This is a genomic window from Pseudoxanthomonas sangjuensis (genome assembly GCF_010211755.1).
GTDB classification, from domain to species: domain Bacteria; phylum Pseudomonadota; class Gammaproteobacteria; order Xanthomonadales; family Xanthomonadaceae; genus Pseudoxanthomonas_A; species Pseudoxanthomonas_A sangjuensis.
Genome location: NZ_PDWR01000004.1, coordinates 158,505 through 170,720 on the forward strand (window position 1 = coordinate 158,505; position 12,216 = coordinate 170,720).

General features: G+C 67.9%; 12 protein-coding genes. 6 read left to right on the forward strand and 6 right to left on the reverse strand.

The genetic code is table 11. The annotated features are described in order from the left end of the window. The first annotated feature begins 68 nt into the window (after nt 1-68). Nucleotides 69-1,109, forward strand: coding sequence for a lipid A deacylase LpxR family protein (locus CSC71_RS03540; RefSeq protein ID WP_162372969.1), 1,041 nt, complete (start codon nt 69-71; stop codon nt 1,107-1,109). Between the two features lie 52 nt (nt 1,110-1,161). Here the strand turns inward: CSC71_RS03540 and CSC71_RS03545 are convergent, their stop codons facing one another. The 4 genes from CSC71_RS03545 to CSC71_RS03560 form a co-directional block, all read right to left on the reverse strand. After that, nucleotides 1,162-2,571: a bifunctional serine/threonine-protein kinase/universal stress protein gene (locus CSC71_RS03545; protein WP_162372970.1), complete on the reverse strand. Its 1,410-nt coding sequence runs from the start codon at nt 2,569-2,571 to the stop codon at nt 1,162-1,164. A 3-nt stretch (nt 2,572-2,574) separates the two neighbouring features. After that, nucleotides 2,575-3,330, reverse strand: coding sequence for a metallophosphoesterase family protein (locus CSC71_RS03550; protein WP_162372971.1), 756 nt, complete (start codon nt 3,328-3,330; stop codon nt 2,575-2,577). Between the two features lie 201 nt (nt 3,331-3,531). After that, nucleotides 3,532-5,349, reverse strand: a complete 1,818-nt coding sequence (locus CSC71_RS03555) for a DUF885 domain-containing protein (RefSeq protein WP_162372972.1) — start codon at nt 5,347-5,349, stop codon at nt 3,532-3,534. Between the two features lie 25 nt (nt 5,350-5,374). Continuing rightward, nucleotides 5,375-6,289, reverse strand: a complete 915-nt coding sequence (locus CSC71_RS03560) for a peptidylprolyl isomerase (RefSeq protein ID WP_162372973.1) — start codon at nt 6,287-6,289, stop codon at nt 5,375-5,377. Nucleotides 6,290-6,479: 190 nt separating this feature from the next. On the opposite strand from CSC71_RS03560, the gene CSC71_RS03565 reads away from it, so the two are divergent. The 4 genes from CSC71_RS03565 to CSC71_RS03580 all read left to right on the forward strand — a co-directional run bounded on the left by CSC71_RS03565 (nt 6,480) and on the right by CSC71_RS03580 (nt 8,723). Then, nucleotides 6,480-6,812 carry an autorepressor SdpR family transcription factor gene (locus tag CSC71_RS03565; RefSeq protein ID WP_162372974.1) on the forward strand — a complete coding sequence of 111 codons (333 nt, stop codon included), beginning with the start codon at nt 6,480-6,482 and terminating at the stop codon, nt 6,810-6,812. Then, entirely contained in the window at nt 6,809-7,243 is a 435-nt protein-coding gene (locus CSC71_RS03570; RefSeq protein ID WP_162372975.1) for an ammonium transporter, read from the forward strand. The genes CSC71_RS03565 and CSC71_RS03570 overlap by 4 nt, the downstream gene beginning before the upstream one ends. A 215-nt stretch (nt 7,244-7,458) precedes the next feature. Then, nucleotides 7,459-7,821, forward strand: coding sequence for a PadR family transcriptional regulator (locus CSC71_RS03575; RefSeq protein ID WP_162372976.1), 363 nt, complete (start codon nt 7,459-7,461; stop codon nt 7,819-7,821). Then, on the forward strand, nt 7,818-8,723 hold the full coding sequence (locus tag CSC71_RS03580; RefSeq protein WP_162372977.1) for a sensor domain-containing protein: 906 nt from the start codon (nt 7,818-7,820) through the stop codon (nt 8,721-8,723). The genes CSC71_RS03575 and CSC71_RS03580 overlap by 4 nt, the downstream gene beginning before the upstream one ends. Before the next feature lie 43 nt (nt 8,724-8,766). On the opposite strand, the gene CSC71_RS03585 is transcribed toward CSC71_RS03580, so the two are convergent. Together CSC71_RS03585 and CSC71_RS03590 are read right to left on the reverse strand one after the other, a co-directional pair. Then, nucleotides 8,767-10,011 (reverse strand): polyhydroxyalkanoate depolymerase, encoded by a 1,245-nt coding sequence (locus CSC71_RS03585; RefSeq protein WP_162372978.1) that lies wholly within the window; start codon nt 10,009-10,011, stop codon nt 8,767-8,769. Between the two features lie 62 nt (nt 10,012-10,073). Further along, entirely contained in the window at nt 10,074-10,667 is a 594-nt protein-coding gene (locus CSC71_RS03590; RefSeq protein ID WP_162372979.1) for a class I SAM-dependent DNA methyltransferase, read from the reverse strand. A gap of 147 nt (nt 10,668-10,814) precedes the next feature. Between CSC71_RS03590 and CSC71_RS03595 the strand changes: the two genes are divergently transcribed. Then, nucleotides 10,815-11,231, forward strand: coding sequence for a CopD family protein (locus CSC71_RS03595; protein ID WP_162372980.1), 417 nt, complete (start codon nt 10,815-10,817; stop codon nt 11,229-11,231). Nucleotides 11,232-12,216 lie beyond the last annotated feature (985 nt).

A 12,216-nucleotide genomic window follows, 5' to 3' on the forward strand; every position in this document is an offset into this window, starting at 1 on the left:
TGGGCGGGATGATTCCAGAACCGGGCGGTTTAAAATTTTCGCGAAATCACGGGCAAGGACCCTTCCCCATGTCGATCAGGACAGCATGGCTGCTCGCCGCGCTGGCGTTCAGCGGCGGCGCGTACGCCGCCACCGACGCCGCGTGCCCGATCCGCACCGAACTGCCGCCGACGGTGAACTTCCGCGTTGACAACGACCTGTTCGGCGGCCAGGACCAGGGTTACAGCAACGGCGCGCAGCTGACCCTGGTGTCGCCGAACCTGAAAGACTACACCGACGACCCGTGCCTGCCGCGGCTGGCGCGCTGGCTCAACGGCTACCTCGACTGGCTGGCGCCGCAGGGTTACGAACAGCAGAACATGGTGGTCAGCTTCACCCACGCCATCTTCACGCCCACCGATTTCAGTCGCAGCGACCTGATCGAGGACGACCGCCCCTACGCCGGCGCCTTCCTGGTCGGTTTCGGCTACAACGCGCGCACCGGCGACCGGCTGGTCACCACCCAGCTGAAGCTGGGCATCGTCGGCCCGGCGGCGCGGGGCGAGCAGGTGCAGAACGCCGTGCACAAGCTCACCGGCAGCGATCCGTTCGAAGGCTGGGACAACCAGATCGGCGACGAACCGGTGTTCATGCTGCAGCACGAGCGCATGAACCGTTTCGCCGGCGCCTACGACTACGGCGAGTGGAACTGGGACGCGATCAGCCACTACGGCGGCGCGGTCGGCAACTTCGCCACGTTCGCCAATGTCGGCGGCGAGCTGCGTTTCGGCCGCTACCTGCCCAACGACTTCGGCAGCACGCCGCTGCGCCCGGCCGGCGAAAATACCGCACCCCGGGTCGAGACCGCGGCCGGATCGATCTTCCGCTTCCACCTGTTCCTGACCGCCGACGCGCGCTGGGTGCTGCGCGACATCACCCTCGACGGCAACACCTGGAAGGACAGCCACGGCGTCGACAAGAAGCCGCTGGTCGGCTACGTCGGTTTCGGCCTGGCGGCGATGAAGGGGCGCTGGAAGTTCGCGCTGGCGCGCTACCAGAGCAGCCGCGAGTTCGACGGGCAGAAGGAACCGCCGGTGTTCGGCAGCTTCACCATCAGCCGTTCGCTGTAGGCGACGCTTGCCCCGGCGCGGTCGGCGCGGTCGGCGCGGATCGGCCGGTCCGTCAGCGCCGCGCGGACGAATGCGAGCGCACCACGGTCGCGGTGCAGCCGGCCTCGGCGACGACCCGCGCCGACACGCTGCCGAGCAGGCGGTTCATCCCGGTCACGCCGCGCGCGCCCATGACCAGGTGGTCGATGCCGTTGTCGCGGGCGAATTCGACCAGCGCCTCGGCGATGTCGCTGGATTCGAGCACATGGAAGGTGATGCGATGGTCGGGCAACTGCAGCGAGCGCGCCCAGTGGCGCATCGCCAGTAGCCGCTTGACGTGGCGGTTGCGGCCCTCGTCGTCGATGTTGCTGTCCAGCCCGATCCGCGCGGTGCGCATCACCGTGACGCAGGCCAGGCGCGCGCCCGGCAGGGTCTGCATCAACCGCTGCACCACGTCGTTGAGGGCTGCGTCCAGGCCCTGGTCCTGCTGCCTGGTGTCGATCGCGACCATCACCAGCGGCGCGGTCGCCGGCGTGGTCGCCGCGGGTTCCGCTTCGCGGCCCAGCGAGCGCAGCCAGCGCCGGGTCACCGCTAGGCGGCCGTCGCGCTGCGAGCGTTCGGCGCGTTCGGTCAGCGGCACATGTTCGGGGTGCTGCAGGTCGAAGGCCAGTTGCGCGGCGGTCGGATAGCGCGCGTCCGGGTCCACCTCCAGGCAGCGCAGCACGATTTCCTGGAACCAGCGCGGGATCTCCGGGCGCAGCGCGCGCGGCGGTTGCGGGTCGCGGTACAGGCGGCGGCGCAGGCCGCGCCTGCTGGTCGGGAAGCCGAACGGGCGTTCGCCGGTGGCGAGGTGGTACAGGGTCACGCCGAGCGCGAACAGGTCGCTGCGCGGGTCGTCGCGGATGCCGAGCACCTGTTCCGGGGAAATGTACGGCGCGGTGCCGATCGGCACGTCGAACTGCTCGCTCAGCAGGTCCGGCAACTGCGCATGGTGCGACAGGCCGAAGTCGATCAGCACGATGCGCTCCTCGCCGCCATCCGCATCCGCCTGCAGCAGCAGGTTGCTGGGCTTGATGTCGAGGTGCACGACGTGCTGGCGGTGCAGGTCGTCGAGCGCGGTCGCGGCCCGGGCGCCGAGCTTCGCCACGCGTTCGGCCGGCAGCGGCGCATGCTCGAGCAGCGGGCGCAGGGTCTTGCCGGGCACGTGCGCCATCACCAGCCACGGCTGGTCGTCGTCGCCGCCGCTGGCGACGAAGCGCGGCACGTGCGGGCCGGAGAGCGCCGGCATCAGCATGCGCTCGACCTCGAAGCCGACCACCTGGGTCACGGTTTCGCCGTAGCCGAGGTGCGGCAGCTTCATCAGCAACGGGAACTGCTGCTGCGGATGCGCACCCCGCCACAGCGTCGCCATGCCGCCTTCGTGCAGCGGCGCCAGCAGCTCGTAGCCGCCGATGCGCATTCCGGGTTGCGGTTTCGGCGCCATCCTTCAGGTTCCCGTCGAAAGGCGTTCGGCGAACGATTCGGGCAGGCCGGCGGCGCGGATCTTCGCCGCGGCGCGTTCGTGGTCGTAGGGCACGCGCAGGAAGGGGATCGTTGCGTCGTCGGTATCCAGCATCGCGCAGGCGGCGGCGGGGTTGCCGTCGCGCGGCTGCCCGCACGAACCCGGGGACGCCAGCCAGCGCCGCCCCGGCGACAGCGACACCGGCGTGCCCGGCACCGGCGCGAAATGCCCGGCCTGCCCGGGCTGCGGGTAACCGTGCTGGCTGAAGTACAGCGCGGGTTCGTGCACGTGGCCGCAGCAGGTCAGCCGCTGCCGCGTGGCTTCCAGGCTCATGGTGGCGGTGGAACGGCCGGTCACGTAGGCCCAGCCCGCCGGGTTCCAGGCGTTGGCGTGCACGTACAGGCGCCAGTCGTCCTCGACCTGCAGCGGCAGGTTCCCCAGGAAATCGAGTTGCGCGTCGTCGAGCTGCCCGCGGGTCCAGTGGATCGCCGCCCGGGCATGCGGCGCCATGCGCTCCGACGGCGCCGCGGCCACCGCCTGGTCGTGGTTGCCGAGCACGCAGGCACCGCCTTCGGCGACGAAGCCGCGCACCGTGTCGACCACCCACGCCGGATCGGCGCCGTAGCCGACCAGGTCGCCGAGGAACACGAAGCGCGTGCAGCCGAGTCCGCGCAACGCCGACAGGCAGGCTTCGGTCGCCTCGCGGTTGGCGTGCAGGTCGGCCAGCAGGGCGATGCGCATCGGGAACGGCTCCTCCTCTCGGATGCCAATGCTAGGCCGTGGAGACGACGGCCGACATTCGCCCAAGGTCGTGCCCCGGCAACCTGGCTGCGTTGATGCAGACAGCCGGGGAAGCCGCACGGCGCCGGCGCCGTGCCGGCACACGGAAACCCGCAGTGAACCTCCGGCCGCCCGACGGGCGGGGCGGCCGCAGCGGAATCGCTACCCGATCGGCTGGTCCAGCATCAGCTCGCGGACGAAGCGCACCGGCGGCGCGCCGTAGGACAGCACGCGGTCGTGGTAGGCCTTGAGGTCGAACTTTTCGCCTTCCTTCTCCTGCACCGCCTCGCGCAGGTCGAAGTGCTCCTGCGCGCCGACGAAGTAGGTCGGCAGTTGCGCCGAGGTCAGCTGCGCGCGCACCCACTTGCCGGCGGCCTCGCGTTCCTGCTGGAAGGCCTGCCGCACCATCAGGTCCATCGCCTGTTCGCGGCTCCAGCCGTCGACGTGCACGCCCTGGTCGAGGATGGCGTTCGCGATCGTGCGCAGGTAGAACTTCAGCTGCACCAGGTGGAACAGCGGATCGCCGTCCAGGTAGCCCTGCTGCTGCATCATCCGCTCGGTGTAGACCGCCCAGCCTTCGGCGAACAGGCCCGAGCGCAGCACCCCGCGCAGCACCGACGGGTACTTGGCCGAATGCCAGCCTTCCAGGTAATGGCCCGGCGTGCCTTCGTGGATGCTGAGCAGGTGGATCATGCGGTCGTTGTATTCGCGCAGGAACGAATCCGTCTGCTGTGCGCTCCAGTCATCGGGAATCGGCGAGATCGCGTAGAAGGTTTCCAGCCCCTTGTCCAGCGGGCCGGGCGAATCGCAGTAGGCGACGGCGACGCCGCGCTGGAATTCCGGCATCAGGATGATCTTCACCGGCGCGTCGGGCAGGGTGACCAGGTCCTTCTGCCTGACGAAGTCGGTGGCCGATTTCAGCGATGCGGTGGCTTCCTCGACCACCTTGTCGCGCGCGGGCTTCTCCGCATAGGCCAGCTCCAGCGCGGCCTCGATCGCGGCCTGTTGCTGTTCCGGCGTGGGATCGTTTGGAAGTTCGAGTGGGTTCTTCGTGATCTGATGAGCGTAATCGTGTAATAACTCTGCACGGGCAATTTCGTACATCTCTTCGCGAACGCGGACGAGTTCGGCTTCGGCGCGCTGCTTGATCTCGGCGCGCGACAGCGACGAAAGCAGGTTGAACTTGAGTTTCCGGTCGTACTTGTCGGCGCCAAGGCGGAAGTCGCCATGCGCGGTCGGCACCAGGGTCTTGTCCAGCCACTGCTGGTGTTCCTGCACCGCTTCCTTCAGCGTGGCGGTCGCCATCGCCAGGCGCGTCTGGTCGGCGTCGGACAGTTCCTTCGCATGCGGCGTGATGAACTGCTCAACGATGCTGAGGATGCCGGGGTTCTGCTTGGCCACGGTTTCGGCATGGATTTTCGGCACGCGTGCCGGATCAAGGTTCTCGCGTGCCTGCGCCAGCAATGCCGGGATCTTTTCCATGCGCGCGATCGCCGACTGCAGGCGCTGCGGCAGCGGGGCGAATTCGCGCGCCATCACGTTGTACAGCGCGCCGCCGGCCAGGCCGTTGTAGACCTGCGGGTCCCAAGCCCAGTCCTGCAGGGTTTCGGTATTCCACACCATCGATTCCAGCTGGTTGCGCAGGAGCGCGGCGTCGACCTGGTTGTCGCGCGACAGCTTCGCGGTGTCCAGCTTGCCGAGTTCGACCAGCGCGTTCTTCGCGAAGTCGAGTGACTTCTGTCGGCCCGCGGCGCTGAGGTCGTCGATCTGGTCGTCGTAACGGTGTTCGCCGATCTGCGTGGCGCCGACCGGCGACAGCGCCAGCCAGCCGTCGAGCGTGCGCTTCGACAGTTCGGCGAAGGCCGCGTCGGCGGCGGCATCGGGCGTGGCGGCCGCGGTTTGCGCGGTATCGGGTGCCGGCATCGGCTGGCAGGCGGCGAGGGCGGCGGTCAGGGCAAGGGCGGGCAGGCGGCGGTTCATGGGGTCTTCCCGGTGCGGGGTGGGTTCAGTGCTTCGGCTCGCGCACCGGCACCGGCACGTTGCACAGGTCGATGTGCCCGGCCGGGCGCTTGTAGAAATCGTCGACGCGGTTGCGCCGCGCCTCGGTCGCGTCGGCGAAGGTCCTGCTGTCGGTGCGCAGCACCTGGATCGGCGTGCGCTCCGCTTCCGGCACGTCGCTCGCCAGCCGGATCGACTTGATCGGCGTGCGCTCGGCGGCGTTTTCGTAGAAGCCCATCGGCGGCGGGCCGCGGCGGATCGTGCTCAGCAATTCCATGCCCTGCAGCACGCGGCCGACCACGGTGATGTTGTCGTCGAGTTGCCGCGGCGACTGGCCGATGGTCACGTACAGTTCGGCGCCGATGCTGCTGTCGTCGGCGTTGTTGCGCCCGGCGCCGAGCGTGCCGTAGCAGTGCGCCAGCCAGGCGGTGCCCTTCTCCGGGTCGCGGCCGACCGGGAAACCGCCGACGAAGCCGACTTCCGGCGCCCAGCCGTCGCTGTCCGGCAGGCGGTCGAACTTCAACCCGTTGGCGGCGCGATGGAATTCGGCCGGCAGGGGCGTCCTGGCGCTGCCCAGCGACTTGGCCTTGGCCGGATCCTCGCCGTCGACGTCGCCGAACTGCACGACGAAGTTGTCCTGCGAACGGTAGATGCTGGTGCCGTCCCAGAAGTGTTCCTTCGCCAGCGTGCGGATGTTGCCGGCGTGCTCGGGGGCGAAGTCCGGGGCCAGTTCGATGACCACCCGGCCGGCCTCCAGGTCCATGTACAGCAGGTTGGCCGGGTCCGGGGTGCGCCAGTCGCTGTCCGGGGCCGCGTCGACGATTTCCTTGGCGCTGCGGTATTGGGTCCTGGCGGGTTCGTCGGCGGATGCCGGGAAGCCAAGGGCGAGCAGGCAGGCGACGGGCAGCAGGCGCAGGGTCATGGATGAGCCTCGGTGAAGGAAGATCCCAATTCTCCCCGACCAAGTGCGCCGGGGCCAGCGACCGGTCCACTGCGATGGGGCGGTCGAACCTGCGCAAGTACGCGATCTCAGGCCATTTGCCCAGCCTGATCGGACGTCCAATGGAACGGGACTTGACTTTTATTTAGATGTTTAGCTAAATACCGACATCATGAACGCCGTCTTCAAGGCCCTGGCCGATCCGACCCGCCGCAAGGTGCTGGAATTGCTGCGCCAGCGGCCGATGACGGCCGGGGAACTGGCCGACCATTTCCCGGTGTCGCGACCGACCATGTCGGCGCATTTCGCCGTACTGCGCGAAGCGGACCTGATCGAGGCCTGCAAGATCGGCACGACGATCACCTACCAACTCCGGTTGTCGGTGCTGGAAGACGCGCTGCTGGGCTTTGCCCAGTTGTTCGGCGTCCGCGCCGAAACGAAGGCGCCGGCGGATGCCGCCGAAAACACCGAACCCAGACAGATTCAGGAAGGAGCCGTCAAATGAACGCCAATCCCGTCTCCCGCGATGCCTGGAAAAACATCCGCGCCGCCCTCGTCATCGCCGGCGTGCAGATCGGCGGTGCCTTGCTGCTGACCTTCCTGCGGAAGCAGGGAGTGATCGACGGAGAGACCACGACGCGTGGCGTCATGGTGCTGATCGGCCTCGGCCTTGCCGCCTATGGCAACCGGATGCCGAAATCGCTGGAGGGGCCGCCGCCCCCGTCGCCCGGCCTCGCCGCGACGAGGCAGGCCGTGCAGCGCGTAGGCGGCTGGGCGATGACGCTGGCGGGCCTCGCCTATGCGGGGTTGTGGGCGTTCGCGTCGCGCGACGTGGCGCTGGTCGGCTCTCTGGTCGTGGTTGGCGCGTCGGTGGCCGTGACGCTCGGCTACATCGCATGGCGGGTCTGCTCCGGCCACCGTTCGTCCGTTTCCTAGACAAGGCGCTGTTCCCCCGCGCTGGGGGGGAATCGCCGCTGCGGCCTCAAATCCCTGACGGCAGCACGCCGGGCAGGCCTGTTCGAGGCCATCGCCCGCACAGATCATGCCGAACGGACGCCGCGAGGCCGTCCGGTGACTAATGGCATATTCGCTATATCGAACTAAGTAGTAGTATCCCCCTCGGACTAGCGGACCGGCCGCAAGGCGGGGCGATGACCGAAGCCGACATCCAGTTGAAGAAGTTTCAGAAGGAACTGAGCGCCGGCACCGTGTCGCTGGTGCTGCTCGCGGTGCTGGCGCAGGCCGAGGAGCCGCTGTACGGCTATCTGATCGCCAAGCGCATGGAAGGGCTGGACGGCGTGCTCAGCGGCAAGCAGAGCGCGCTGTACCCGGTGCTGCGCAATCTGGAGGGGGCCGGGTTGCTGGACAGCTTCGTCGAGCCGTCGATGTCCGGCCCGCCGCGCCGCTACTACCGCATTACCGATGCGGGGCGCGCCGCCCTGCGCGAATGGGCCGCCGCCTGGTGCGCGACCCGCGACTCCGTCGATACCGTCCTGAGGGGAATAGAACAATGAACGCCGAAGGTTTGCCGACTACGATTCCCGAATACTTGGAACAGCTGCGCGCGGCGCTGAAGGGCGCCGACCCGGCAATGGTCCAGGACGCGCTGTACGACGCCGAGGAATACCTGCGTTCCGAGCTCGCCGAGCAGTCCGGGAAATCCGAGGCCGAAGTGATCGCCTCGGTCGCCGGCAGCTACGGCGCGCCGGAGGAGGTCGCCGGGATCTACCGCGACACCGAGGTCACCGTGACCCGCGCGCTGCGCCCGCCGCCGCCGAAGAAGCGCGAGTCGCCGCTCGGCAAGTTCTTCGGCGTCGCCGCCGACCCGCGCACCTACGGCGCGCTGTTCTACATGTTCCTGGCGCTGGCCACCGGCATCTTCTACTTCACCTGGGTGGTCACCGGCGCCAGCCTGTCGGCGGGCCTGCTGGTGCTGGTCATCGGCGTGCCGCTGCTGTTGCTGTTCCTGATGTCGGTGCGGCTGCTGTCGCTGGTCGAGGGCCGCATCGTCGAGGCCCTGCTCGGCGAGCGCATGCCGCGGCGGCCGCTGTACACGCAGCGCGACAAGCCGTGGCTGGAACGGATCAAGGAGTTGTTCACCGACCTGCGCACGTGGACGGCGATGCTGTACTTCCTGCTGATGATGCCGCTGGGCACCGCGTACTTTTCGATCTTCGTGACCCTGCTGAGCACGGCCGTGATGCTGGCGGCGGCACCGCTGAGCGTGATGATCCCGGGCGTGTTCGACGTGACCATCGCGCACTGGACGGTCTCGACGGCCGGGCCCTGGCTGCTGCCGCTGGTTTCCGCCATCGGCGTGCTGATGCTGTTCGCCACGCTGCACCTGGCGCGCGCGGTCGGCCACTTCCATGCCTGGCTGGCCAAGCACCTGCTGGTGCGCGACCCGGTGGTGTGATGCATCTGCTGCAGGGGCGCGGCGCGCCCCCTGCGGCACCCGGTCAGGCGTATTTGGCGATGAAATCCCGCACCTGCGGGTAGACCACTTCGCGCCAGCGGCGGCCGCTGAAGATGCCGTAGTGGCCGGCACCCTGCACGGTCAGGTGTGCGTGCCTCGCCTTCGGGATGCCGGTGCACAGTCCGTGCGCGGCGGCGGTCTGGCCGGGGCCGGAGATGTCGTCCAGCTCGCCCTCGATGCTCATCAGCGCGGTCTTCTTTATCGCAGCCGGAGCCACCGGCTCGCCCTTCACCTTCCACTTGCCGCGCGGCAGCAGGAACTCCTGGAACACCGTGCGGATGGTGTCCAGGTAGTACTTCGCCGGCATGTCCAGCACGGCGTTGTATTCGTCGTAGAACCGGCGGTGCGCCTCGGCGTCCTGCAGGTCGCCCTTGACCAGGTCGGAGTAGTAATCCCAGTGCGACATGACGTGGCGGCTGGGGTTCATCGCGATGAACCCGGCGTGCTGCAGGAAGCCCGGATAGACCCGGCGGCCTTCGCCCGGGTAGGGTGCGGGCACGGTGTGGATGACGTTGCTTTCGAACCATGCCAGCGAGTTGCGCGTGGCCAGGCCGTTGACCGCGGTCGGGCTGCTGCGCGCGTCGATCGGCCCGCCCATCATCACCAGCGAACGCGGCGTCGCTTCGCCGCGCGCGGCCATCAGCGACACCGCGGCCAGCACCGGCACGGTCGGCTGGCAGACGCTGATCACGTGCAGCTTCCCGGCGCCGATGTGGCGGATGAACTGCTCGATGTAGGCGATGTAGTCGTCCAGGCCGAACTCGCCCGCCGCCAGCGGCACCATGCGCGCGTCGATCCATTCGGTGACGTAGACCTTGTGGTCGCGCAGCAGGGTGCGCACGGTGTCGCGCAGCAGGGTGGCGTGGTGGCCGGACAGCGGCGCGACCACCAGCACCGCCGGGTCTTCCTTCATCCGCTTGATGTTGGCCGCATCGTCGGTGTAGCGCTTGAAGCGCAGCAGCCGGCAGAACGGGTTGGCGATCACTTCCTGCTCGATCACCGGCACGGCGTGGCCGCCGACCTCGACCTCGTGGATGCCCCACGCCGGCTTCTCGTAGTCCTTGCCGAGGCGGTGCAGCAGTTCGTTGTACGCGGACACGCGCTCGGCGCCCGGCAGCGCCGACAGCCAGCTGTTCGGGTCGGAGAAGATCCGGGCGTTGGCGTCGGCCAGGTGGACCCACGGGGCCATCCAGTGGCGTCCGAGTTCGTGCAGTTGGTAAAGCGTCATCGCGAAATGCGGTCTGTTGCGATTGGTGCGACGCAGCATACCAAGCGGGCCCGGGGTAAAAGTTAAATCACGGTCTCGAGCGCGGCGGCCTGCGGGGCCAGCGCCGGCGCCAGCCAGCAATGCGACCCGGCGGGCAGGAAACCGTTGCCGATGAGCTGCTTGCGGTACCAGCCCGCACTGCGTTTCTGGAACCCGGCGCGGTCGCCGTCGAATTCGTCTTCGGCGGCGAAGGTCTCCAGGAAGGCCACGCCGCCGCACAGTTCGGCCAGGCCGGGCAGGCCGCGGCGCAGCTCGGCCGACGGCAGGTAGTGCATTACGTCGGCGCAGACCAGCAGGTCGACCGGCGGGCACGGGCGCAGCAGCGCGAAGTCGCCGAAGCGCGCGTAGTGCAGGTTGCGCCTGGCACCGTGGCGGGCGATCGCGTACTCGCTGCTGTCGAAGCCGAGGTAGCGCAGCTTCGGCCGCAGCTTCAGCAGCGGTGCGCGCCATGCGCCCTCGCCGCAGCCGACGTCGAGCACGCTGCGGACCGGGCGCTCGAGGTAGTACTCGGCGCAGGCCACCGCCAGCGCGCCCTTGCGCGCCAGCCGCTGCGGCCCGCCGATGTCGCCCTGGCGGTACCAGCGTTGGAAGTAGGCTTCGTCGTATTGCTTGATCACGGGAGACGGCAACGGATGGGGGATGATGGATGACGAAGCGTAACCGCTTTTGCTCGCCATTCCCGCTTTCGCGGGAATGACGACGGACACAAGGTCGTGCGGGAAAGGTATCCTTGCGCCCGACGATCCAACAGGGGAAAGCCGCCGATGTATTTCTGGGTCAAGACCGCGCATCTCGTTTTCGTCATGGCGTGGATGGGCGGGGTGTTCTACCTGCCGCGCATCCTGGTCAACCTGGCCGAGTCCGCCGGACAGGCGCAGGTGCAGGAGCGCCTGAAGCTGATGGGTCGCAGGCTGTACCGCTTCGGCCACATCATGTTCGGGCTGGCGTTCCTGTGCGGCCTGGCGTTGTGGCTGGGGTTCGGCATTGGCGGCGGCTGGCTGCATGCCAAGCTGGCGCTGGTGGCGGTGATGTTCGCCCACTACATCGTCGGCGGGCGCTGGCTGAAGGGCATGGACAAGGGCCGTTCGCTGCCGTCGTCGAAGACGCTGCGCTGGTTCAACGAAGTGCCGGTGCTGCTGTTGGTCGGCGTGGTGTACCTGGTGCTGGCGAAGCCGTTCTGACCGGATTGGTCGCGCGACGCAGATGGCCAGGCGAAAACGGTAGGGCGGGTCCTGACCCGCCGCCATGAGATGCATCGGTCAGGCAAGGCGGGTCAGGACCCGCCCTACCTTGCTCCACGCGGCCCTCTAACGCCTTATGTCTTTGCTTTCCCCTACTGTTAAGCGCCGAGAGCCCGGTGTGCGCGCCCGATAACGCCTCGGTGTAGCCGCACCGTAATTCAGCAGGGGGCCGCACACCGGATCTCGCGTCCCGACGCCCGAACAGTTGCGCGAGGCTTCCCTCGCACCGATAAGCGTGGGCCGGACGTGATGCTCTCGACCGGCCTACTTTAGCGCGGAGGACGAGATGACGGCAGTCGGGATCGATGTGGCCAAGGTCGCGCTGGTGGCGTGCATGCGCAAGCTGCTGACGATCGTCAATGCGCGGCGGCGGGACGAGTTGAAGGCTTTGGCGGCTGTCGCCTAAAGGCACCTTCTCAAGACAGTTGCTGAATTAAGCCGAGCCGCGAAGCGGCTTCGGCTTGAATGAATTGTTAGGCCGCTGCCGATAGCAAGTAGGACCCAACGTGGAGGATGTCATCTCAGCCAGTACTTCTGTGCGTCAGTCATCTCAATCTCTGGCGGGATATCAGGTGGTCCATTGAATCGCCATTGAATTGCCTCCTCCAAGGTCAGCTTGCGGACGCCACATTGAGGTACTCCGCACTGCCGTGGATAGGAGCCGTCTACGAGCGAGATGCCCTCAACCATGCCCATATCAGTGCCGGTGCAAAGGCACGGGTGATAGGCGCAGTCTTCGTAGAACTCGCCAGGTTGGATTTCATCTGCATCGCTTAGCGGTATTGGCATGTCAGCGGCCTAACGCCTTATGTCTTTGCTTTCCCCTACTGTAAGCGCCGAGAGCCCGGTGTGCGCGCCCGATAACGCCTCGGTGTAGCCGCACCGTAATTCAGCAGGGGCCGCACACCGGATCTCGCGTCCCGAC